At 69.8% G+C, this 23,695-nt stretch carries 15 protein-coding genes; 9 read left to right on the top strand and 6 right to left on the bottom strand.

What is annotated here, in order from left to right:
* Nucleotides 1-15: 15 nt before the first annotated feature.
* Nucleotides 16-1,176, top strand: a complete 1,161-nt coding sequence (locus tag AB0M47_RS23675) for an ABC transporter substrate-binding protein (RefSeq protein WP_363417566.1) — start codon at nt 16-18, stop codon at nt 1,174-1,176.
* Between the two features lie 100 nt (nt 1,177-1,276).
* Here the strand turns inward: AB0M47_RS23675 and AB0M47_RS23670 are convergent, their stop codons facing one another.
* Nucleotides 1,277-2,035 (bottom strand): tryptophan 2,3-dioxygenase family protein, encoded by a 759-nt coding sequence (locus AB0M47_RS23670; protein WP_363417563.1) that lies wholly within the window; start codon nt 2,033-2,035, stop codon nt 1,277-1,279.
* Nucleotides 2,036-2,148: 113 nt separating this feature from the next.
* On the opposite strand from AB0M47_RS23670, the gene AB0M47_RS23665 reads away from it, so the two are divergent.
* Nucleotides 2,149-2,583, top strand: coding sequence for an Lrp/AsnC family transcriptional regulator (locus AB0M47_RS23665; RefSeq protein WP_363417560.1), 435 nt, complete (start codon nt 2,149-2,151; stop codon nt 2,581-2,583).
* A 79-nt stretch (nt 2,584-2,662) separates the two neighbouring features.
* Here the strand turns inward: AB0M47_RS23665 and kynU are convergent, their stop codons facing one another.
* The 3 genes from kynU to AB0M47_RS23650 form a co-directional block, all read right to left on the bottom strand.
* Entirely contained in the window at nt 2,663-3,934 is a 1,272-nt protein-coding gene (gene kynU / locus AB0M47_RS23660) for a kynureninase (RefSeq protein WP_363417557.1), read from the bottom strand.
* A 112-nt stretch (nt 3,935-4,046) separates the two neighbouring features.
* On the bottom strand, nt 4,047-5,738 hold the full coding sequence (locus AB0M47_RS23655) for an ABC transporter substrate-binding protein (RefSeq protein ID WP_363417554.1): 1,692 nt from the start codon (nt 5,736-5,738) through the stop codon (nt 4,047-4,049).
* Between the two features lie 117 nt (nt 5,739-5,855).
* Complete coding sequence (locus AB0M47_RS23650; RefSeq protein ID WP_363417551.1) at nt 5,856-9,065, bottom strand: efflux RND transporter permease subunit; 3,210 nt, start codon at nt 9,063-9,065, stop codon at nt 5,856-5,858.
* 121 nt (nt 9,066-9,186) lie between these two features.
* Between AB0M47_RS23650 and AB0M47_RS23645 the strand changes: the two genes are divergently transcribed.
* The 3 genes from AB0M47_RS23645 (at nt 9,187) to AB0M47_RS23635 (ending at nt 11,853) form a co-directional block, all read left to right on the top strand.
* Nucleotides 9,187-9,651 carry a MarR family transcriptional regulator gene (locus AB0M47_RS23645; RefSeq protein WP_363417549.1) on the top strand — a complete coding sequence of 155 codons (465 nt, stop codon included), beginning with the start codon at nt 9,187-9,189 and terminating at the stop codon, nt 9,649-9,651.
* A gap of 94 nt (nt 9,652-9,745) precedes the next feature.
* Entirely contained in the window at nt 9,746-10,465 is a 720-nt protein-coding gene (locus AB0M47_RS23640; protein WP_363417546.1) for a DUF3800 domain-containing protein, read from the top strand.
* A 152-nt stretch (nt 10,466-10,617) separates the two neighbouring features.
* Nucleotides 10,618-11,853, top strand: a complete 1,236-nt coding sequence (locus tag AB0M47_RS23635) for a cation:proton antiporter (protein ID WP_363417543.1) — start codon at nt 10,618-10,620, stop codon at nt 11,851-11,853.
* Between the two features lie 104 nt (nt 11,854-11,957).
* On the opposite strand, the gene AB0M47_RS23630 is transcribed toward AB0M47_RS23635, so the two are convergent.
* Nucleotides 11,958-14,012, bottom strand: a complete 2,055-nt coding sequence (locus AB0M47_RS23630; RefSeq protein WP_363417540.1) for a glycosyltransferase family 39 protein — start codon at nt 14,010-14,012, stop codon at nt 11,958-11,960.
* A gap of 133 nt (nt 14,013-14,145) precedes the next feature.
* Here AB0M47_RS23630 and AB0M47_RS23625 point away from each other — a divergent pair, with 133 nt between their 5' ends.
* The gene (locus AB0M47_RS23625) at nt 14,146-14,904 is read left to right on the top strand and encodes an alpha/beta fold hydrolase (protein WP_363417537.1); all 759 of its coding nucleotides are present in this window, start codon (nt 14,146-14,148) and stop codon (nt 14,902-14,904) included.
* A gap of 90 nt (nt 14,905-14,994) precedes the next feature.
* On the opposite strand, the gene AB0M47_RS23620 is transcribed toward AB0M47_RS23625, so the two are convergent.
* Nucleotides 14,995-16,932, bottom strand: coding sequence for a penicillin-binding transpeptidase domain-containing protein (locus AB0M47_RS23620; RefSeq protein WP_363417534.1), 1,938 nt, complete (start codon nt 16,930-16,932; stop codon nt 14,995-14,997).
* A gap of 199 nt (nt 16,933-17,131) precedes the next feature.
* Here AB0M47_RS23620 and AB0M47_RS23615 point away from each other — a divergent pair, with 199 nt between their 5' ends.
* The 3 genes from AB0M47_RS23615 to AB0M47_RS23605 all read left to right on the top strand — a co-directional run bounded on the left by AB0M47_RS23615 (nt 17,132) and on the right by AB0M47_RS23605 (nt 23,383).
* A complete protein-coding gene (locus AB0M47_RS23615; protein ID WP_363417618.1) occupies nt 17,132-22,006 on the top strand; it encodes an NAD-glutamate dehydrogenase in 4,875 nt (1,624 codons plus the stop codon).
* Between the two features lie 68 nt (nt 22,007-22,074).
* The gene (locus tag AB0M47_RS23610) at nt 22,075-22,509 is read left to right on the top strand and encodes a hypothetical protein (protein ID WP_363417531.1); all 435 of its coding nucleotides are present in this window, start codon (nt 22,075-22,077) and stop codon (nt 22,507-22,509) included.
* A 34-nt stretch (nt 22,510-22,543) separates the two neighbouring features.
* Nucleotides 22,544-23,383 carry a DegV family protein gene (locus AB0M47_RS23605; RefSeq protein WP_363417528.1) on the top strand — a complete coding sequence of 280 codons (840 nt, stop codon included), beginning with the start codon at nt 22,544-22,546 and terminating at the stop codon, nt 23,381-23,383.
* Nucleotides 23,384-23,695: the final 312 nt, after the last annotated feature.

Below are 23,695 nucleotides of genomic sequence, written 5' to 3'. Positions count from 1 at the left end.
TCGAGGTGATCGGGCATGATGAAGGTGTCCCGGCGAGCCGCCCTCGGCGGTGGGCTCGCGCTCGTGGCCGCGCCGTTCCTGTCGGCCGGGTTCCCGGCGGCGGCGTCGCGACCGCGTACGGAGTCGGGCATGCAGGGACCGGTACGCCTCGGCGTCCTCACGCATTCGGCCGGGCCGCTGGCCGCGTACGCCCAACGGCAACTGCTCGGCGTGCGTACGCGGGCGGATCAGGTCAACGCCGCCGGGGGGCACGGGTCGGCTCCCGAGATCGAGTTGCTCGTACGCGAAGCGGGCGCGGACGAGAAGGCGGCCGCCGCGGCGGCATCGGCGTTGCTGGACGAGGGCGTGCACGCCGTCATCGTCGCGACCGCGCCCTGGTTGGCGGACGCGGTCGGCGGTCAGTGCACGCTCGGCTGCGTACCGGTGCTGACTCCGGCGACCGGGATCGTCCCGACCAGCCCCTACGCCTTCCAATCCGCGCCTTCGGCGGCACAGGTTCTGCGTACGCTGATGGGCGCGGCCAAGAAGGCGGGGTTGACCAAGCTCGGCCACCTCGCGACGGACAAGCTGGCGCCGCCGCCGGTCGTCGACCTCGTCCAGACCGAGGCGGCCAACCAGGGGCTGAGCATCGCCGGATTCGAGCCCGTGCCCGTCGAGGCGACCGATCTGAAGGACGCCGTGGGCAAGCTCGTCGCCGCCAAGCCGGACGCGTTGGTGATCAGCGCACTCCCACCGCAGAGCGGGGCGGCTGTCCGGGACGCGCGCGCGGCGGGTTGGACCGGCCCGATCCTGCTCACGCCGGAAGGCGTGCACCCCGTGTTCCACTCGACCGCGGGGGACGCTGCTGACGGCGTACAAGCTGTGAGTCCATGGCTGCCTGCCGCGGATTCGGCGCCGGACAGCGTGTCGAATCTCGCCACGGTCCGGCGGTTCGCCGAGGCGTTCGCGCCGAACGGGCCCGCGAACCCGGCGGCCGGATTCGGCGCGGATGCCGTGGCGCTGACGCACCAGGCGTTCCTCGGGCATCGCGACCGGAAGATGGCCCGCGAGCAGTTGGAGAACGCCTGCTGCGTGGGGGTTTGTGGGGTCTACAACCTGACCGCCGCCGATCACAGCGGGCTGGCCGACGACGCCCTGACGGTTCTCACCTCGAAAGCGGGGAAGTGGACCATCTGACATCAGGGTCTGGCGCCGCTGCAACAAACGCGTTAAAGTCTCCGACAACGCTCGTCCGGACGGTTTCCCCCGTGATCGCCCGGACGGGCGTTCCATCGTTCTACAGCTCGTTGCGAACGGCCCAGAGATCGGGAAACGGCCGGTCATGGACCGTTTTCGCGAGCCAGCTCGCGCCGGCCGAACCACCGCTGCCGGGCTTGTCGCCCATGACCCGCCAGACCGCGGTGAGATGCAACTGACGCCAGCGGATGAAGCGTTCGGCGATCTCCATCAGCACCTCGCCCAGCTCGTAGAGATCGGGCTGCTCCGATCCACTGTAGATCTCGAGCCAGCTCGTGCCGCGGCGGGCGACCGCGGCCTTCGCGGCGTCGTCGAGGCTGGGCTCGGCCAGCTGCTTCTCCAGGTCGGTGACGACCGACGGCATCTCCGCGTGCGGGCAGACCATCCCGGACCGCTTGTTGCCGAGCAGGAACTCCAGGTGCCGGTAGCCGTAGGACTGGAAACCGGACGCCTCGCCGAAGGCGTCCCGGAACTCCCCGAACTCGTTCGGCGTCAGCGTGGCGAGCAGCTGCCAGGAACTGATCAGCACGTCCTGGGCGCCGACCGACCGGCGCAACGTCCTCGTCGCAGCGCGCACGTCGTCCGCGTCCAGTTGGGTGCGCGCCGTCTCCCACTCGTGGCGCAGCAGCGTGAACAGCAGCTCCATCACCTGGGTCGCGACGATGAAGGAGTACTCCGCCGGGCTCTGCGTCCGCGGGGTCTGGAGGGAGAGCAGCGTCTCGATGTGGGTGTAGTCCGCGTAGGGGGTGGTTCCCTCGAACTCCACCTTGGGGCCGCTACCTCGTCTGCCGTAGACCATGACTTCATCAAACCGCTCCTCCGGGCCCTCGTTGAAGGGCCGTCGCGGCTCGTTACGGCGGTTTGATCTTGCATTCGGCAGGCGTTCGGCGAACCCGGGTTTACGATCGTCAAGTGGACGCAGTGGATTGGCATATTCTGGACGAACTGCAGCGTGACGCCCGGCTCTCGTTCAACGAACTGTCCCGGCGGGTGAACCTCTCCTCGCCCGCCGTCGCCGAGCGCGTACGCCGTCTGCAGGAGACCGGGGTGATCACCGGCTACCACGCCCACGTCGACCTCGCCAAGGCCGGACGGCAGGCCACGGCGCTCATCCGGATGCACTGCTACGGGCCGACCTGCCTGCTCCGCGAACCTGCCGTCGCCGACTGGCCCGAGGTCCTCCAGATGCATCGGGTCAGCGGCGACGCCTGCTGCGCGCTCAAGGTCTCGGTGGCGTCGATGGCCGACCTCGAACACTTCATCGACCGGCTCGCCGGTTACGGGCGCCCCTCCACCGCGATGATCCTGTCCAGCCCGATCACCTGGCGACCAGTCACGCCACTGTGATGGATGCAGATCACGGTTCTGCAGGCATCCTCGGGCGAAGGATGCCTGCGTAACCGTGATCTGCATGTTCCACCAGCGGTCAGGTGATGCGGGACCGGGTGAGAGGGAAGGCAAGGTGGGCGGAGGCGGCCACGATCGTCCGCAGCCGGGCGAACGCCTCGTACACCTCGGCGAAGGTCGTGTAGAGCGGAGCGAAACCGATCCGGAGCCGGTCGGGCGTACGGAAGTCGGGGATCACGCCAGCGGCCTTCCAGGCCTGACAGATCTGCCAGGCCGCCTCGTGATGCAGCGTCACGTGGGCCCCACGCCGGGCCGGGTCGCGGGGACTCGCCAACCGCAGGCCCAGCGGTGCCAGCCACTCGTCGAACAGCTCGATCGCGTACTGGCCGAGCTGCGCGCCCTTCGCCGCGATCCGGTCGACGCCCGCCTCGGCGGTCAGCTTCGCGCCCTCCCAGGCGGCGTACCCGCCCATCACCGGGGTCGAGCTGACCAGGAAACGCTCCACAGTGGGCACGGGGTCGTAGTCGAAGCCCATGTCGAACTGGTTGGCCTGCCCGAACCAGCCCCAGATCGGCTGGCGCAGCGACTCCTGGAGATCGCGCCGGACGTACAGGAAGCCGGGGGCGCCAGGACCGCCGTTGAGATGCTTATACGTGCAACCGATGGCCAGGTCCGCGCCCGACTCCCGCAGCGGCGTCGGCACCGCGCCGGCCGCGTGGCACAGGTCCCAGAGCATGATCGCGCCCCCGTCGTGCGCGGCCCGCGTGATCGCGGCCATATCCGCGATCGCTCCTGAGCGGTACGCCACATGCTGCAGGCTGATCAACGCGACGTCGTCGGCGGGGCAGGCGGCGATCGCCGCGCGTACCTGGTCGGCGGTGACGCCGAGGTCGAGATCGGTCTTGATCACCTCCAGCCGCATCCCCCGCGCCGCCGCGACGCCCTGGAGCACGTACTGGTCCGACGGGAAGTTGTCGTCGTCGGTGATGATCACCGAGCGGCCGGGCCGGGCCTCGCAAGCGGCGACGGCCAGCTTGTAGAGGTTGACGCTGGCGGTGTCGCACAGCAGCACCTCGCCCGGCTCGACGCCCAGTACGCCGGTCGCCAGCGTGTCTCCGGCGTCGCGCGCCAAGGTGATCCAGCGATCCCAGCCGCGGACCAGGTCGGCGCCCCACTCCTCGTCGAGCAACTTGATCAGCCGCTCCCGGGTGGCCAGCGGCGGGCGGCCGAGCGAGTTGCCGTCGAGGTAGATCAGGTCGGGCTCTTGCTCGGGGTAGAAGAATCGTGCGCGGTACTCGGCCAGCGGGTCGGCGGCGTCGAGGGCCTGGGCACGGGTCAGGAGGTCATCCACGCCGCCGACTCTAGCTGCGCCTATTGAGCTTGGCTCTTTCCCGGCGGATCAGGGATCCAAGTCGAATCTTGACCCAAGATTCGACCCAGATCCCTGATCCGATGCGAGGAGGTCAGCGGACGTAGGCGGCGGTGAGGTTGGGGCGTCCGCTGGTCGGGCTGAGGAACACGCCGCCCAGCCCCGGCCCGCGCAGCAGGAAGGCGCTGGCCGACACGGTCGGGATGAGTGGGGCGTACCGGGACATGATGTCGTGGTCGAGGCGGCCGTAGAGCGGCGCGGCGGCCGCCCGGTCCGTCATCGCGGCCAATTCGTCGAGCCGGGCGTTGACGCAGGGCTGGTCGAACTTCGCGAAGTTCACGCTCCACCCGGCGGCGAGACTGCCGCCGTGGAGCAGCGTGCCGAGGGTGCTCTGCGCGTCGGGGAAGTCGGCCACCCAGGCGCTGTACATCAGGTCGCAGGTCGAATCGGTCGCGCCGATGAGACCCCAGTAGTCACCCGCGTTCAGCGGCGTCGGAGTGATCCGGAAGCCCGCCCGCTGCAACCCCGTCCGCACGACGGCCGCCCCCGTGGCGTCGTCGGGGGTTTCCGGATAGCAGTAGGTGAGCGTGGGCTTCCGCCCGTGCAGGAGCTGCTTGGCGTGGCTGACGTCGCCGTGCCCCGCACTCGGGTACGCGTCGTAGCCGAGCCACCCCGGCATGGTCGGCGAGAGAACGGTGGTCAGCGGCGTGCCGACAGCGGTGCCGCCCTGCGCCTGGAGCAAGGCGCCTCGGTCGAACGCCCAGTTGAGCGCCTTGCGTACGGAGACGTCGGTGATCCGCCGGGTGTTGATGCTGAGGTACTTCGCGAGCCCGGTCGGACCGGCGAGCGTACGGGTCGACAGCGTCGCATCGCCTTGCACGACGGGGATCTGGTCGGCCGCCACGTTCGCGGTCATGATCGCCGCCGCGTCCGTCCCCGTCCCCGCCAGCAGGCGCTGGGTCTGCGCCGCCCGGTCCACCGTCCATTCGATGTGGACGGTGTCGGCGTACTGGTGGCGCAGCGGGTCGGAAGCCGGATCCCAGGCGGGATTGCGGCCCAGCGTCAGCGATACGCCGGGGACCTCGGCGATCCGTCGGTACGGGCCGGTCGCCAGGAAGGTCCGGTCGTAGTCGGCCCGCGTGTCCTGGGCCGCCGGCACCGGCGTGGTCGTCGGGAACGCCACGAGATACGGCAACTCCGGATGCGGCTGCGCGAAGGTGAAGACCAGCGTCCGATCGTCGGGCAGGCTGACGCCCGGCGGCACCGGCGATCCGGCGTACGGGCCGGGGTAGCTCCCGGACGGGTCCAGCGCAGGCTGGAGATAGTGCGGCCCGAACGCGCCCTGCTCGCTGAACGACCGCGCGATCCCGTACGCGATGTCGTGCGAGGTGATCGGGCTGCCGTCGGAGAAAGCGATGCCGGGCCGGAGGTGATAGGTCCAGACGCGGCCGCCGTCACTGGACTCCCCGGCGTTGGTCGCGAGGTCGCCGACCAGCCGGGTCGGCCCGCCGGCCGGATCTTCGAGGTACCCGGTCAGCGTGCGGTGGAAGAGCTGGGTGGACAGCTCGATGACGTCGTAGATCTGCTGCGGGTCGAGGTGGGCCGGGGGAGCGTCCTGCAGCCAGGTCACCTGACCGCCGGTACGCGCACCGGCCACCGCCGGAGCCGGAGCCGGCGTGGTTCCGGCGAAGTCGAGCACGATCTCCGGAGTCGCCGCCGCCGCGGGTGTGCTGTGGCTGACGACCAGCCCGGTCGCCACCAGCGCTAAGGCAAGAAAGCGTCGCATGGCGCGCACCGTATGGCCGGCAGCGGCCGCATCCGGCGTCGCTTAAGCCACGGCTGAAATGAACGGCCCCCGCGCGGGTGCGCGGGGGCCGTCGGACGTGCGGTCAGGCGGACTTCGTCAGGGGCGAGCCCAGGACGAGTCCTCCGACGGCAGGTCGGTGAAACCGTTCTTCTGTGCCGGCGGCTCCAGCAGGTTGGGGCCGGGCGTGGGCTCGGCCTCGGGCAGCTTCTCCGCCGGGGTGCCGAGCTTGCGCGCCCGCTTGGCCGCCTTCCGCTCCTTCCGGCCCTCCACCATGGTGTAGAGGGTCGGCACCAGGATCAGCGTGAGGACGGTCGAGCTGAGCAGACCGCCGATCACCACGACCGCCAGCGGCTGCGAGATGAAGCCGCCCTGACCGGTGATCCCCAGCGCCATCGGCAACAGCGCGAAGATCGTCGCGACCGCCGTCATCAGGATCGGGCGCAGCCGTCGCCGGCCGCCCTCGACCACCGCGTCGACCACGCTCGCGCCCTGGGCCCGGTACTGGTTGACGAGATCCAGCAGCACGATCGCGTTGGTCACCACGATGCCGATGAGCATCAGCATGCCGATCAACGCCGGTACGCCGAGCGCGGTGTCCGTCACGAGCAGGGCCAGGATCGCCCCGGTGGCCGCGAACGGCACCGAGACCAGCAGGATCAGCGGCTGCACCAGGCTCTTGAAGGTAGCCGCCATGATCAGGAAGACGATCGCGATCGCGGCGAGCAGGGCCAGCCCGAGGTTGCCGAAGGCGTCCGCCTGGTCGGCGCTCGCGCCGCCGACGGTGTAGCTGGCGCCGGCCGGCAGCTGGAGTGCCTTGAGCTTGGTGTCCAGGTCCTTGGTCGTCTGGCCGAGGTTGCTGCCGGTCGCCGTGCCGCTCACCGTGACGCTGCGGTCGCCGTCGATCCGGGTGATCTGGGTCGGGCCGTCCACGGTGGCCACCGTGGCGACCTGGTCCAGCGTCAGCGGACCGGCGATGGGCAGCTTCTTGAGCTGGTCGAGCGAGGTCGGCGAGGCCGCCCCGAAGGTCAGCACGACCTGCTGCTGCCGGCCGTCCAGGGCGTACTGCCCGAGCGGAGCGCCGCGGAACACCGCGCCGACCGCCTGGGCCACCTGGGCCTCGGTCAGCCCGACCGCCGCCGCCTTCTGCCGATCCACCGTCACCTGGACCCGCGGCGCGCTCGTCGAGAGGTCGCTGGCGACGTCGGTGACGTCGGCCACCTCGGACATCGCCTGGCGTACCTGGTCACTGGCGGTCTTCAGGGCCGCCTCGTCGTCGGCCTGCACGATGACCTGCAGGGTGCTCGCCGAGAAGCCGCCGCCGCCGTTGCCGGCGTCGACCTTGACCTCGCCGACGTCGGTCAGCTTGGCCATCTCGGCGCGCAGCTTCTCCTGCACGTCGTACGCCTTGGCGTCCTTCTTCAGCGTGATGCTGACCGTCGAGGAGTTGCTGCCCCCGGCGCCCAGGCCGAAGGTGCCCCCGGAACCGACTGTGGCCTGGTAGGTCTCGACGCCCTCGGTGTTCGCCACGACGGACTCGATCTTCTTCGCCGCCGCGTCGGTCACCGCCAGGCTGGTGCCCTTCGGCATCTCCTGGGAGACCGTCAGGGTCGTCTCGCCGGACTGGTCGAGGAAGTTCGTCTTCAGCAGGCTCGCCATCCCCATGGTGAGGAAGAAGACGAGGATCGCCGCCGTCACCGTGAGCCAGCGACGCTTGGTCGCGAACCGGATGATCGGCACGTACGCCCGCTGCAGGATGCTCCGGCGTTCCTTCGCCTCGGCCGCCTCCCGAATCGCCGCGCCGTCCGCCGAGCCGTTGGCCGGCTTGAGGAACCAGTACGCGAGCACCGGGATGATCGTCAGCGACACCGCCAGCGAGGCGAGCAGCGCCACCGTGATCGTGATCGCGAAGCTGGAGAACAGCTGCCCGACCAGGCCGCCGACCAGGGCGATCGGCGAGAACACGGCGACCGTCGTCAGGGTCGACGCCGTGACCGCGCCCGCGACCTCCTTGACCGCGCCGAGGACCGCGTGCTGCTTGTCCTCCCCGTACGCCAGGTGCCGCTTGATGTTCTCGAGGACCACGATCGAGTCGTCGACGACTCGTCCGATCGCGATCGTCAGCGCGCCCAGGGTCAGGATGTTGAGCGAGTAGTCGCCGACCTTCAACGCGATCAACGCGATGATCACCGAGAGCGGGATGGACACCGCGGTGACGATCGTCGACCGGATCGACAGCAGGAAGACCAGGATCACGATGATCGCCATGGCCAGACCGAGGGCACCCTCGGTGGTCAGCCCCTCGATCGACTTCTCGACGTAGGGCGCCTGGTCGAAGACCGCGGTCAGCTGGGCGTCCCCGCCCAGCTTCGACTTCAGATCGGGCAGCATGTCGGAGATCTCGTGCGAGATGCCCACCGCGTTGCCGTCCGGCGCGGCGAACACCATGATGCCGAGGCTCTCCTTGCCGTTCGTCCGGGTGATGGACGTGGCCGGGGCGAGCTGCTCGGTGATGGTCGCGACGTCGCCCAGCTTGACCGGGACGACGACGGTGCCCGGGGCCGCCGAACTCGGCCGCAGGTACAGGTTCTTCAGGTCGTCGATCTTGGTCAGCGGCGTGCCGACCGAGACGGTCAGCGTCTTGTCGCCGTCGGGCAGGGTGCCGGCCGGCATCGCGATGCCGTTGACCTTCAGCACGTTCATCAGGTCGGTGACGGACAGACCCGCCCCGGCCAGCTTCGCCGGGTTCGGCGCGATGACCAGCTGCGCCTGGCGCTGGCCGGTCAGCTGCGCCTCGCGTACGCCCTCGATGCCCTGGATGGCGGGGATGACGTCCTTGGTGATCTTCTCGGCGAGCTGGCGTTCGTCGCCGCCGTTGCTCGCGCTGAGCAGGACCACGGGGAAGTTGTCCGTGCTGAAGGCGAAGACCTGCGGGTCCACGCCGTCGGGCAGGGTGGCCGAGATGCGGTTCAGCGACGACTGCATCTTGGTCGTCGAGTCGTCGAGGTCGGTGCCGAAGTCGAACTCGACCTGCACCGTTGAGACGCCCTCGGAGGAGGTGGAGGTGACCCGCTTGAGGCCCGGCGTCCCCTGCAGGGCGTTCTCGATCGGCTCGGTCACCTGGCTGGCGACCACCTCGGGGGCGGCGCCGGGGTAGGTCGCCGAGACGAAGGCGGCTGGAAAGTCGAGGGAGGGGAAGAGCTGTTGCTTCAGCTGAGGGATCACCATCAAGCCGAACGCGGTGACGATCACCGCGACCAGCGCGGTGAGCCCGCGGTTGGCGAGGCTGAGCCTCGAGAAGAACGACATTTTCAACTCCGGGGGTCCGGTGGGCCCAACCCGTTTAGTTTGCCTGAAGCTAATATTTAGCGTTTCACCGGGTTACTGTTACGCTGCTGTTGCGCGGGGGCCGACCAGCACAGGAGTAGCGGTGACCAGCAAAGACGCGGCGATCGCGCGGATCATGGCCGGTCAGCGGCAGTTCCAGCTGGCGATGGCGCGAGATCGAACCAACCCGTTCTTCGCGGTCAACCTGACGATGTCCCAGCTCAAGATCCTCTTCGCGCTGCGGCTGCACGGCGGCCAAGGCGGGCACGAGCTCGCCCAGAAGATGGGGGTCAGCCCCGCCACCATGACGGGCATCGTCGACCGCCTCGTCGCCGGGCGCTACGTCAGCCGCCGCGAAGACCCCCACGACCGGCGCGTACGCCTCGTCGAGCTGACCGAGCGCGGCACCACGATCGTCGACGACATCATGACCGTCGGCGAGGAGCACTCCCGGCGCATCCTGGCGCGCCTCAGCGTCGACGAACTCAGCGTGGTCGCCGACGCGATGGACATCCTCGGCCGGGCCCTCGTCGAGGACCAGGACCTCGTCCACCACCCCGACGAGTAGCGGAGTCTGGCGAGGCCCGCCCTTGTCGGATGGCCGACTCAAGTCGCCGCCCGAGGTGGACTTCTGTCCGTAGATCCGCGCGTAATCTCCGCTGGTGCTGCTCAGCTACGTCGACGAGAGTTACACCAACGGCAAAGCCTGGTACTACATGGCGGCCGTCCTGGTCCCGGATCGGCAAGCCGTCTCGCTCACCGAGGCGCTGGATCAGGTGGTGTTGAGCGCGGCGGCCAGATTCGGCGTCTCCAGCGCCGCCGAGCTGCACGGACATGAGCTGTTTCAGGCCAACCGGGACTGGGAGCCGCTCGCGAAGATGATCCGAGCCCGGATCGGTGTGTACGCGGCCGCCTTCCGTGCCATCGAGGCCCATGGCGTCCAGATCATCCTCCGCGGTGTGCGGGCCGAGGATCTGAAGCTTCGCTATTCGAGCCCGATGGATCCGCATTCGATCGTCCTGGGGCACGTTCTTGAGCGCATCAACGCCCACGCGGCGGAGCAGGATGAGTTCGCGCTGGTCATCGCCGACGAGGTGGATCAAGCGGCCAAGCACCGTGCTGATGTGTCGAGCTATAAGGCGGGCGGGACGCTCGGGTACCGCTCGTCGACGCTTCGCTCCATCGTCGACACGATCCATTTCGCCCCGTCGAGCGCGAGCCGGCTGGTCCAGGCGGCGGACATGGTCGCCTTCCTCTACAACCGGACCCAGCAGGTGACGAAGGGCGACTCGCGTGCGCTGAAAGCCAGCGCGGAGCTCTGGCGGATCATTCAGCCGAAGATCATTCATCAACATTGCTGGTTGCCGGTCAGCCGGAGCTAGGCGGTCCGGTGCGCTGGGTGCAATAATGTGAGCAGGAGGCCCTCGGGCCTACCGATCCGCCTTAGGCCCCGCGAGGGGCCTTTGTGCTGTGTGGGGCCGTGGCGTCGGGCGATTCGGCGCGGGATCGGGCGGCGGGGTGTGAGCATGATCCAGTGACCTCGTCAACCCTGTTCACGCTGCTGTTGATCACGATCGCGGCGGTCGCTTCGCCGATCGTGGTGGATCGGCTGTCCCGGTGGATCGTGATCCCGGCCATCGTCGTCGAGCTGATCCTCGGGGTCCTGGTCGGACCGTACGTGCTGCACTGGGCGCAGGTTGACGACATCATCAGCGCGCTGTCCAGTCTCGGCCTGGCCGTGCTCATGTTCATGGCCGGCTACGAGATCGACTTCGGCCGGCTTCGGGGGCGGCCGTTGACTCTCGCGGTCGTCGGCTGGCTGTGTTCGCTCGCGCTCGGGCTCGGGCTGGTCGCGCTGCGTACCGGGTTCAGTTTGAAGACGATCGTGATCGGGCTCGCCCTGACCACCACCGCGCTCGGCACGCTGCTGCCGATTCTGCGGGATCGGGGCATGCTCGGTACGCCGTTCGGCAACCGGGTGATGGCAGTGGGCGCGATCGGGGAGTTCGCGCCGATCGTCGCCATCTCGGTCGTGCTGACGACGGACAATCCGGTGCACTCGATGATCCTGCTGGCGGTCTTCGCCGTCGTGGCGATCGTGGCCGCCCACCTGGCCCGGCAGCCTCCGTCGCCGCGGATGTCGCGGCTGGTGGTCCGGACTCTGCATACGTCGGCTCAGCTGGCGATCCGGCTCATTCTGCTGGTCCTGGTCACGATGGTCTGGCTGGCCTATCGGTTCGAGCTGGACACGCTGCTCGGCTCGTTCGCGGCCGGCATCGTCGTACGCCTCGCGATGCGGCCCGCGTCCGAGCACATGACCGAGCAGGTCGAGGCCAAGCTGGACGCGATCGGCTTCGGTTTCCTGATCCCGATCTTCTTCGTGGTGAGCGGGATCAACCTGAACCTCGGCGCGCTCTCCTCGGTCGAGGGGCTGCTGGCGACCGCCCTCTTCGTGGTGGCGTTGCTGGTCGTCCGGGGCGGCCCGATCTTCCTGCTGCACCGGCGGGACCTGCCAGGCGTACGCGATCGGCTGTCGCTGGCCTTGTTCGGGGCGTCGGCGCTGCCGTTGATCGTGGTCATCACCACCATCGGCACGCAGGACGGCGTACTGACGACTCCGCTCGACGCGTCGCTGGTGGCGGCGGGTGCGCTGTCCATTCTGATCTTCCCCCAGGTCGCGATGCGTCTCCTCCGCAGCGATACGCAGGAAACCGGCGCGTCCACGAAGGACACGCCGGTCACCCTGCCCGCCGAGCCGGAGGCTCTCTAGCTCGCCGGAAGTCACCCTGCTGGATCAGGGTTCTCGGTCGAATCTTGCGCCAAGATTCGACTGGGAACCCTGATCCAGCGCCGAAAGAGGGCTGCCGAGAGGGGCTACTGGGTCAGGTCGTAGACGGTGGTGCCGCCGACGGTCTGCGCGGTGAAGTTCTCCGCGACCCAGCTCGCGATCTGCTGCGCCGAGTTGCTGCCGCCGTTCGACATGCCGCCGAATCCGCTGCTGCCGAGGAAGTAGTGGACCTTCTTCTGCTCGACGAGCTGCTGGAAGTCGGCCAGCGAGATCGACGGGTCGCTGCCGTTGAAGCCGCCCAGGCTCATCACCGGTTCGCCACTGCCGAGCTGGTAGCCCGCCGCGTTCTGCGAGCCCACCGCCGCTCCGGCCCAGGCGTACTGGTCGGCGTCGGTCTGCAGCAGCTTGACCAGGGCGCTGTTCGGGGTCGACGCGGAGAGCAGACCGCCTGCGCCGCCGCCTCCGCCCATCCGGCCGCCGCCGTCGGAGCGCGTGCCGGTACCCGGGAACCCGTTCTGGCCGTTGCCCGGCTGGGTCGCGCCGTTCTGCGTACCCATATTCGGCGGGGCCTGCATGCCCCCGTTGCCGAAGCCGCCCCGCTGACCGCCACCGCCCATCCGGCCGCCGCCGAAGCCCGAGCCTTGCACGGACGGACCGGCCGTGGGAATCGAGCCGGTGTGCGCGGTCGCGGCCGTGTCCAGCGCGTAGGCCGCGGGGCCTGCCAGGCCGGTCGCGATGCTCGCGACCGCGACCACAGTGGCCACTCGGCGCCACCGCAACCAGGGCAACGCGAGGAGCGCGGCGGCCGCGAGCAGGCCTACCACGACCACACTGGTACGCAGCCAGGGCACGAAGTCGGCGCTGCGACCGAGCAGCACGCTCGACCAGACGGCGGTGATCGCCAGCGCGACCGCCAGGATCGAGCGGGCCACGATGTGGGCCCGATGCTGCCAGAGCGAGACGGCGCCGATGCCGATGAGCGCGCCGATCGCGGGCGCCAGCGCCACCGTGTAGTACGCGTGGAAGATGCCGGCCATGAAGCTGAACGTGCCGGCGGTGACCAGCAGCCAGCCGCCCCAGAGGATCAGCCCGGCCCGCATCCGGGAGGTACGCGCGGCGCGGGCGCTCAACGCCAGCCCGCCGACCAGGAAGATCAGCGCGGCGGGCAGCAACCAGGCGACCTGGCCGCCGATCTCGCCGTCGAACAGGCGGGTGAGCCCGGTGGAGCCCCACATGCCGCCGTTGCCGCCGCCTCCGCCGCCGACGCTGCCGACCTCCTCGCCGGTCAGCCGGCCGAAGCCGTTGTAGCCGAGGGTCAGTTCCAGGATGCTGTTGGACTGCGAGCCGCCGATGTACGGGCGGGACGAGGCGGGCCACAGCGACACGATCGCGATCCACCAGCCGGCGCCGGCGATCATCGCGCCGAGCGCGGCCAGCAGCTGCCAGATCCGCTTCCAGAAGCCCACCGGGGCCGCGATCAGGTAGACCAGGCCGAACGCCGGGACGACCAGGAGCGCTTGCAGCATCTTGGCCAGGTACGCGAAGCCGACGAGCCCGCCCGCCAGCAACAGCCACTTCGTCTTGCCCTGCTCGACCGCGCGGGTCACGGCGTACGCGCCCGCCACGAGCAGCAGCACCAGCAGCGCGTCGGGGTTGTTGAACCGGAACATCAGCACGGCGACCGGGGTCAACGCCATCACGCCACCCGCGAGCAGTCCGGCCGCCGGACCGAACCAGCGGCGTACGGCGGCGTAGAGCAGGCCGACGGCGGCCACTCCTTCGAGCGCCTGCGGAACGAGGATGCTCCACGAGTTGACGCCGAAAATGCGCGCGGAGAGTGACATCGCCCACAGCGACGCCGGCGTCTTGTCCACGGTGATGAAGTTCGACGAGTCGAACGAGCCGAAGAACATCGCCTTCCAGCTCTGCGAGCCGGCCTGCGCCGCGGCCGAGTAGTACGCGTTGGCCCAGCCGGACTTGCCCAGGCCCCAGATGTAGAGGACGCCGGTCGCGACCAGGAGAGCCAGCAGCGCGGGACGCTCCCATCTCCGACGGTTCGGCCCCGTCGCCGGCTTTGCGGCCGTCGCGGGCTCCAGAGCGGTGACAGGCGTGTCCTGGACGCGGTCTTCTGCGATGGTCATGCCCCCAGGCTGGGCTGATCGGATGGGCGTCTCGTCGGACCGGTCTGTGTGGCGCCTGTGAAACTCTGGAGTTTTATGGAAAAGAAACCTTACTGATGCGAACGAATCGCGCTCATCGGCGCGTTCTGTCGACATGCGTAAATCTGTGCTGATCTTGTCCTTGCTGGTGGCGCTGGCGGGCTGCGGGAACGCCGGTACGCCGTCCTCATCCCCGTCGGCGTCCGACCCGAGCGCGGCGGCCCGGGAGATGCGGGTGCAGTCGGCCAACGCCGTCTGCGTCGCCGACCAGAACCGGGCCCGCCTCGTGACCTACCCGAGCGCGGGCGGCGAGCTGGGCGCGGGCTACCTCACCGGCACCGGCGACACCGCGGTCGTCCTGTTGCACCAGGCCGGCGGCGGGCTGTGCCAATGGCTCGGCTACGCCGACGCGTACGCCGCCAGGGGGATGCGCGGCTTCGCGGTCGACATCCGGAACGAGTCCCGGGTCGACGACACCGTCGCGGCGGTCGCGTACCTGCGGTCGTCGGGCGTACGGAAGGTCTTCCTCGTCGGTGCGTCGATGGGCGGCACGACGGCGTTGGCCGCCGCCACGTCGATCCAGCCCCCGGTCGACGGCATCGTCAGCCTCTCGGGCCCGGCGATCTACGCCGGGGCGGACGCCGCCTCGGCCGTGCAGAAGCTGGCGATGCCGGTCGTGTTCGCCGCCGGTACCAACGACGGGAACTTCGCCACCGACGCCCAGTCGCTGTATCAGGACTGCGCCTCGAAGCAGAAGAAGCTGATCCTGCTGCCCGCCAGCGATCACGGCGTCCTGCTGATGTCGCGGGGCATGGGCGACTTCGTGCTCGCCTTCGTCGCCGACCCCGTCGCCGCCCTCTCGCTCACCGTCTGACCCTTATGGGTGCAGAGCACGGTCGTGCAGGCTTCCCACCGAGGTTTCGGCCTGCGTAACCGTGATCTGCACCCAGATGAAGGTGCAGGGCTACTTGTTGAGGGCGCGGAGGAAGGATTCAGCCAGGGGGACCGCGGACGAGGTGGAGTCGCCGCCGTTCTCGACGAACACGGCGAACGCGATGTCGCCCTGCCAGCCCACGAACCAGGCATGCGTGTGCGCCGGGTTCGCGTCGTACTCCGCGGTGCCGGTCTTACCGCTGACCGCACCGCCGGGGACGTCCGCGAGCGCCTTGCCGGTGCCGCTCGTGACCACCTCACGCAGCGCCGGGCGCAGCTGGTTCAGGGTGCTCGTCTTCAGCGTCGGGCCGTCGGGGGCGACGGCGGCCGGGGCCGGGTCCAGCAGCACGATCGGCTGCTTCCACTGGCCCCGGGCGACGGCGGCGATCGCGCCCACCATGGCGACCGGGGAGACGATCGTGGTGCCCTGACCGAACGAGGCCGCGGCCCGCTCGGCGGCGGAGCCGCCGGAGGAGACCGCACCGGTGAAGCAGTCGACGCCCATGTCCCACTTGGTGCCGAGGCCGAGCGCGGTGCCCGCGGCGGCCAGCCCGTCGGGGCCGAGCTTCGGAGCCAGCGACGCGAACGCGGTGTTGCACGACTTCGCGATGTCGGTGTGGAACGGGACCGCGCCGAGTTCGAAATCGTGCGAGTTCTTGAACGTACGCCCGTCGACCGTGAACGTCTTCGGACAGTTGACCACGGTGTTCGACGTGATCGAGCCGTTGTCCAGCACCCCGTACGCCGTGACGACCTTGAACGTGGAGCCCGGCGGCACCTGGGCGACGAAGGCCAGGTTGTCGCCGCCGCCGTCCGGTCCGTTCGCCACCGCGATGACGTGCCCGTCGCTGATGCGCATCGCCACGATCGCCGTACGCCGGTCGGTCTTGGTGGCGAGGGCGGCGTCGGCGGCGTTCTGCGCCTTGGTCTCCAGGGTCACCTTCAGCGGCTGCCCGTTGACCGCGTCGGTGTCGTAGACCTGCTGTTCCCGGGTCGTGCCCGCGGACGTCTTGCTGGTGATGAAGACCTGGAAGCCGTCGGTGCCGCGCAGCCGTTCGTCGTACTTCTTCTCCAGCCCGAACAGCCCGACCTGGTCGCCGGCCTGGTACTTGCCCGGGTTGGCGTCCATGATCTCCTTGGTCGCCTCGCCGACCGAGCCGAACAGGGCGCGGCCGAAGACGCGGTTCGGGGCCAGCTCCCGGGTCTCCTCCCGGAAGACGGTGCCGTCGAGGTCGCGGATGTCCTTCCGGATCTGGTCGTACGCCTCCCGCCGCAGCGTCACGAGTTCGACGAAGGAGTCCGGCTTGGCCTCCTTCACCCGGGCGGCCAGGTCGCCGAGGTCCACCCCGACCTTGATCGACTTGAACGCGGCGTCGAGCAGGGCGGTCAGCGCGGGCAGGTTGGTGATCTTCTGCGGCTCGACGCCGACCACGACGACCTGCCGCGACGAGACCAGCGGCTCGCCCTTGGCGTCGACGATGCCGCCCCGCTGGGCCTTGACCTGCTTGGTCGCCAGCGACGCCCCGGGCTGCAGGTCGGGATGGACCACCTGCGGCTGCCAGACGATGTTCCAGGCGTCCTCGCCGCCGACCTTGCCCTTGGCGAGCTTGACGTCCGTCGAGTACTCCCAATGGGCGCCGTCCGGCAGCGTCCAGTTCAGGTGCAGCTTCCCGGCCGCGGAATCCTTGGTGACCGTGGGCTTGCCCTCGACCTTCACCGTCGGCGGCGTGAGCGTGCCCGCGTACGCCTTGAGCTGCGCGGCGACGTCTGTGCCCGAAACAGTCTTGCTGTCCGGGTCGACGAAGGTGACCTTGCCGTCCCAGGAGCCGGACTCCATGCCCGGCCAGCCGGCGGCGAACGCGTCGAGTGCGGAGCCCGGCTCGGGTTCCTTCGTGCAGGCGGCGAGCGAGGTGGCCGCGAGGAGCGCGGCGAGAGTGGCGGTGAGCAGGCGGCGCGAGGGGGCGTACATGCCGACCATTCTGCGCGAAGAGCACCAACTCGCGCAGCCGCGTATGCCCGGGGTGCCGATGTCGCCCTCGTTGTGCGGCCCTGGGCGCCCCTGGAGCGTTGTAATCACTGCACTCCTGGCGGCTCGCCCGTGGGGCTCCCCGGCTAGGGTGGAAGTGACGGACGAGCCCACAGCGTGGTGGGTGAGGGGAGCGGTTGTGATGTCACCAGACGGTGGCCTGCTGAGCGGCGAGAGCGTGGACGCTGACGCCGATTCCATGGAAGAGGTCGTGGACGACTCCGCCGACCTCGACGACGATCTGCCCAATGCCGAGCGCCTGGTGGCCACCGCGGTCGCGCTGGCCGGCGAGGACCTCGACACCGCCCAGCTGGTGAGCCGCTACTGGCGGTTCGCGCCGGACGAGGAACTGGTGGGGCAGACCCCCAGCGCGATGCTCGCCGCGGTGCGCGCGCACCGCGAGCTGGCGAGCAGTCGCGTCGCCGGGGAACTCAAGCTGCGCATCGCGCTCACTCCCGACGGCCATCACACGGCCATCGAGATCGTCACCGACGACATGCCCTTCCTCGTCGACTCCATCACCGCGGCCCTGTCGGCCCGCAACCTCGACGTGCACATGCTGGTCCATCCACTTCTAGTGGTACGCAGAGAGCCGCTGGGCGAGTTGGTGGAGGCCTGCGCCGACGTCGAGCCCGACGACGCGATCGCCGGCGACCAGATCGAGAGCTGGATGCGGATCGAGACCGATCCGATCCGCGACGCGGCCGAGACCGAGCAGGTCGGCGAGGAACTGCGCCGCGTGCTGACCGACGTCCGGGAAGCCGTCGAGGACTGGCCGTCGATGCGCGCCCGCGCCCTGGAACTGGCCGACGACCTGGCCACCGCCGAGCTGCCGGTGCCGGACAAGGACATCACCGACTCGGTCGAGCTGCTGCGCTGGCTGGCCGACAACCACTTCACCTTCCTCGGCTTCCGCGAGTACAAGCTGGTCGAGGGGCACCTGCTGACCGCCGTCCCGGGCACCGGCCTGGGCATCCTGCGCAACGATCAGGCGCACCCGCGCGAGCTGGCCTCGATGACGCCGGAGGCGTACCGCAAGGCGCTGGAGAAGCGGCTGCTCATCATCACCAAGGCGAACTCGCGGGCGACCGTCCACCGGTCGGCGTACCTGGACTACATCGGCTTCAAGACCTTCAACGCCGAGGGTCAGGTCGACGGCGAGATCCGGTTCCTCGGTCTGTTCAGTTCGGCCGCCTACCGGGGCAGCGTCCGGGATCTGCCGGTGGTCCGCCGCAAGGTCGCCGAGGTGCTCGACCGGTCCGGGCTGAGCCCGCGCAGCCACTCCGGCAAGGACCTGCTGGAGATCCTGGAGAGCTACCCGCGCGACGAGCTGTTCCAGATCAGCACCGAGGACCTCTACCAGGCGTCGGTGGGTGTGCTGCGGATGGCCGGCCGCCGGCAGTTGCGCGCGTTCCTGCGGCGCGACGCGTACGGGCGGTTCATCTCGTGCCTGGTCTACCTGCCCCGCGACCGGTTCACCACCCAACACCGGCTGGCCATGCAGGAGATCCTGCTCCAGGAGCTGCACGGCGTCGGGCTCGACTACACGACCAAGGTCACCGAGGGTCCGCTGGCCCGGGTGCACTTCATCGTCCGGGTCGACCCGACCGCGCCGCCAGGGGCGATCGACGCCGACGCGCTCGCGGAGAAGCTCGCCGACGCCACCCGGGCCTGGGACGACGACTTCAAGCTCGTGCTCGCCCGCAAACTCGGCGACGAGCAGGCCAAGTTCCTGTTCGGCCGGTACGCCGACGCGCTGCCGGAGACGTACAAGGACGGCTACAACGCGTACGAGGCGATGCAGGACCTCGCCAAGCTGGAGCTGCTGGAGGAACCGGGCCAGCTCGAACTGCACCTGTTCCGCCGCCGGAAGGACGACCGGGACGTCCGGTTCAAGATCTTCCGCTTCGGGGAGCCGATGGTGCTCTCCGCCGTCCTGCCGGTGCTGCACTCGCTCGGCGTGAGCGTCACCGACGAGCGGCCCTACGAGCTGCATCGGGACGACGGCCGGGTCTTCGTCTACGACTTCGGTCTCCAGCTGCCCGAGAACTCCCGGGAGATGGCCGAGGTCCGGGCCCATGTCGAGAACGCCTTCGCCGCCGCCTGGCGGGGCGAGGCGGAGATCGACGGGTTCAACGAGCTGGTGCTGCGGGCCGGGCTCACCTGGCGGCAGGTCATCGTGCTCCGGGCGTACGCGAAATATCTGCGGCAGACCGGGACGGTCTACACGCAGGAGTCGATGGAGCAGACCTTCATCGCGTACCCGCAGCTGGCCGCCGCGCTGGTCGCGCTGTTCGAGACGCGGTGCGACCCGCAGCTGAAGCTGGCCGACGAGGACCGGTCGTTGCAGGGCAAGGAGCTGATCGCGTCGATCAACCGGCAACTGGACGCGGTGACCAGCCTCGACCAGGACCGGATCCTGCGCCACTACCTGACGCTGATCCAGGCCACCCTGCGGACGTCGTTCTTCCAGAAGGGCATCGACGGCCGGCCGAAGTCGTACGTGGCGTTCAAGCTGGACCCGCGCGCGATCCCCGAGCTGCCCGCGCCCCGGCCGAAGTACGAGATCTTCGTGTACTCGCCCCGGTTCGAGGGCGTGCACCTGCGCTTCGGCGCGGTCGCCCGCGGTGGTCTGCGCTGGTCCGACCGCCGCGACGACTTCCGGACCGAGATCCTCGGCCTGGTCAAGGCGCAGATGGTGAAGAACGCCGTCATCGTGCCGGTCGGTGCGAAGGGCGGCTTCGTCCTCAAGCAGGCGCCCGCGCCGACCGACCGCGACGCGTTCATGGCCGAAGGCGTGGCCTGCTACCGGCTGTTCATCTCGGCCCTGCTCGACGTCACGGACAACCTCGACGCAGGCAAGGTCGTGCCCCCGGTCGACGTCGTCCGCCACGACAGCGACGACACGTACCTCGTGGTGGCGGCGGACAAGGGCACGGCGACGTTCTCCGACATCGCCAACGAGATCTCGCTGAGCTACGGATTCTGGCTCGGCGACGCCTTCGCCTCCGGTGGCTCGGCCGGATACGACCACAAGAAGATGGGCATCACCGCCCGGGGCGCGTGGGAGTCGGTCAAGCGGCACTTCCGTGATCTGGGTAAGGACATCCAGAACGAGGACTTCACGGTCGTCGGCGTCGGTGACATGTCCGGCGACGTGTTCGGCAACGGAATGCTGCTGTCGCAACACATCCGGCTGGTCGGTGCGTTCGACCACCGGCACATCTTCGTCGACCCGAACCCGGACTCGGCCACCTCGTGGGCCGAACGCAAGCGGCTGTTCGACCTGCCGCGTTCGTCCTGGGCCGACTACGACGCCTCGCTCATCTCCGCCGGCGGCGGCGTGTTCCCGCGTACGGCGAAGTCGATCGAGGTGTCCCCGCAGATGCGGGAGGTCCTCGGGCTGGCCGACACGGTCACCTCGATGAGCCCGACCGAACTGATGAAGGCGATCCTGCTCGCGCCGGTGGAACTGTTCTGGAACGGCGGCATCGGCACCTACGTCAAGGCGACCACCGAATCGCACGCGGAGGTCGGCGACAAGGCGAACGACGCCATCCGGGTCAACGGCGGCCACCTGCGCGTGACCGTCGTCGGCGAGGGCGGCAACCTCGGCTGCACCCAGCGCGGCCGGATCGAGTTCGCCCAGACCGGCGGGCACGTCTACACCGACTTCATCGACAACTCGGCCGGGGTGGACTGCTCCGACCACGAGGTCAACATCAAGATCCTGCTGTCGGCCCAGGCGGAGCTGAGCCTGGAGGACCGCAACGCCCTGCTCGCCGAGATGACCGACGAGGTCGGCGACCTGGTGCTGCGCGACAACTACCAGCAGGCGACCGCGCTGGGGACGGCTCGTTCCCAGGCGCATTCGCTGCTGCCGGTGCACCGTCGCCTGATCACCGCGCTGGAACAGTCCGGCCGGCTCGACCGGGCGCTGGAAGGGCTGCCGACCGACGACGAGCTGGCCGGCCGGTTCGCCGCCGGACAGGGGCTGGCCACGCCGGAGTTCGCGGTGCTCATGGCGTACGTGAAGATCGCGCTGGAGGAGGACATCCTCCACTCCGACCTGCCGGACGAGACCTGGACCCATCAGCTGCTGTCGGACTACTTCCCGACCCCGCTGCGGGACCGGTGCACCGAGGCGATGGCGCAGCACGCGCTGCGGCGGGAGATCGTCACCACGGGGATCGTCAACGAGGTGGTCAACCGGGGCGGCATCTCCTTCGTCTTCCGGGCGATGGAGGAGAGCGGCGCTCATGCCGCCGACGTGCTCCGGGCGTACGTGATCGTCCGCGACGTCTTCGACCTGCCCCGGTTGTGGGCGGCCGTCGAGGAGCAGGACAACCGCATCCCCACGGACGCGCAGACGATCATCTACCTCCAGGCGCGGCGGCTCCTCGACCGGGCCGTGCGCTGGCTCGTGCAGTCCCGCCGTCAGCTGGACGTCCCAGCCGAGATCGAACGGCTCCAGCCGGGCGTCGCGGCGCTGTTGCCGCAGCTCACGCACCTGTTCCTGGGCGTCGAGCGGGACGCGCTGGCCAAGCACTCGCAGAAGCTCGAGGAACTGGACGTCCCGGTGGAGCTGGCCGAGTGGGGCACCCAGATCCTGCACAGCTTCGGGCTGCTCGACGTGGTCGAGGTCGGCAACCAGACCAGCCGGAGCCTCGACGACGTGGCGGGGGTCTACTTCGTCCTGTCCGAGCGGTTCCGGGTGGACGACCTGCTCACGAAGATCTCGATGCTGCCGCGGGAAGACCGCTGGCAGACCCTGGCCCGGATGGCGCTGCGCTACGACCTGTACGCCGCCCTCGCCGCCCTCACCGCGGAGGTGCTCGCCGCGTCGCCGGACGACGCGGACCTCACCCCGGAGGAGCGGGTCAACCAGTGGGAGCAGGTCAACGAGGCCTCCATCACCCGGGCGTTCAACGCCATCGGCGAGTTCGACTCGTCGCGGGCCGATCTCGCCGCGTTGTCGGTGCTGCTCCGGCAGATCCGCACGCTCGTCATGCGATAGCTCCGCGATGCCCGGCTTGGCGCTTTTGCGCCAGGCCGGGCTTGCGCCCACTGCGTTACATTGAGCGAATGGTGGCTCGATATCTCGCGATCGGCGCGATGGCGGTGGCGTTCCTCGCCGGGTGCTCCTCGGGTACGCCGTCCGCGTCCTCGTCGTCCTCCGCGTCGGCCGCTCCGTCGGCCTCGCCGTCCGAAGCCACCGGCAGCCCCACCTCGGGCGTGGGATCACCGACGCCGAGCCGGCTGTTGCCGTCGACCAAACCGCCCGCGTCGCCGAAGGCGGGCACGGTGCTGACCGGGACCGTCGTCAAATCCGAAGTCGAGGGCGGCTGCCTGGGGCTGAACGCCGACAACGGCAAGACCTACCAGATCCTCGGCACGGCCGACCGCGACGTGCTGGTGCCCGGCGCCCGCGTACGCGTGACCGGTCGGGTACGCGACGACATCGCGACGATCTGCCAGATCGGCACTCCGTTCGAGGTGGCGTCGGCAGAACGTCTCTGACCGTCGTCCAGGTTGATCGGCTACCGTTCGCTGCATGACGATCGCTCTGGTCACCGACTCGACGGCGGGTCTGCCCGCGGAGTTCGCCGGCCGGATCCGGGTCGTTCCGCTGGCCGTGGTGATCGACGGCGTCGCCCGCGCCGAAGGCGTCGAGGTCTCCTCCGCCGAGGTGGCTGCCGCCCTGCGCAATCCCAAGCTCAGCGTCACGACGTCCCGACCGGCCCCGACGGAGTTCGCCGAGGCGTACCAGGCGCTGCTGGACGACGGAGCCACCGGCGTGGTCTCCGTGCACCTGTCGGCCGCCCTCTCCGGTACGCACGAATCCGCTGAACTGGCGGCCCGCGACTTCGCCGGCCGCGTACGCGTCGTCGACTCCCGCTCGACCGCGATGGGCCTGGGCTTCCCCGTCCTGGCCGCCGTCTCCGCCGCCGCATCCGGGGCCACCGTCGACGAGGTGGCCGACGCGGCGACCACGGCGGTCGGGCGTACCGAGACTTACTTCGTCGTCGACACCCTGGAGCACCTGCGCCGGGGCGGCCGGATCGGAGCGGCGTCCGCCCTGCTCGGCACGGCGCTGGCAGTGAAGCCGATCCTGCACGTCGTCGACGGCTCGATCGTCTCCCAGGACCGCGTACGCACAACGTCCCGGGCGCTCGATCGCATGGTGGAACTGGCGATGGCCGCCGCCGGCGACGAACCCGAGGTCGAGATCGCCGTCCAGCATCTCGACACCCCCGAGCGCGCCGAGCAGATCGCCGCGATCGTCCGGGAGCGGCTGGGGGACCGGCTGCGGGCGCTCTACACCTCCGAGGTGAGTGCGGTGATCGGCGCGCACGTCGGGCCGGGCGTCGTCGGGGTCATCGTCCACCGCTGACCCCGCCTGTCCCGCCCGCCTGTCCCGCCCCGCGGGCCGCTCTGCCTCGTGGGCCGCTCTGCCTCGTGGGCCGCTTCGCCTCGCGGGCCGCTTCGCCTCGCGGCGCCCCGCTGCGCGGCGCCGGGGGCGTGATGATCTCCGGAATGCCAGCTACCTGATCTTGGCGCCGATAGGTGCGTAGCCCTCCGGAGATCACGAAGCTTCCCGGCGGACGGGGCGCGCGCTCGGGCGGACGGGCCGCGCGCTCGGGCGGACGGGCCGCGCGCTCGGGCGGACGGGCCGCGCGCTCGGGCGGACGGGCCGCGCGCTCGG

The sequence above is a fragment of the Hamadaea sp. NPDC051192 genome, assembly GCF_040682475.1.
GTDB classification, from domain to species: domain Bacteria; phylum Actinomycetota; class Actinomycetes; order Mycobacteriales; family Micromonosporaceae; genus Hamadaea; species Hamadaea flava.
This window is presented reverse-complemented; position numbering and strand designations above follow the sequence as displayed.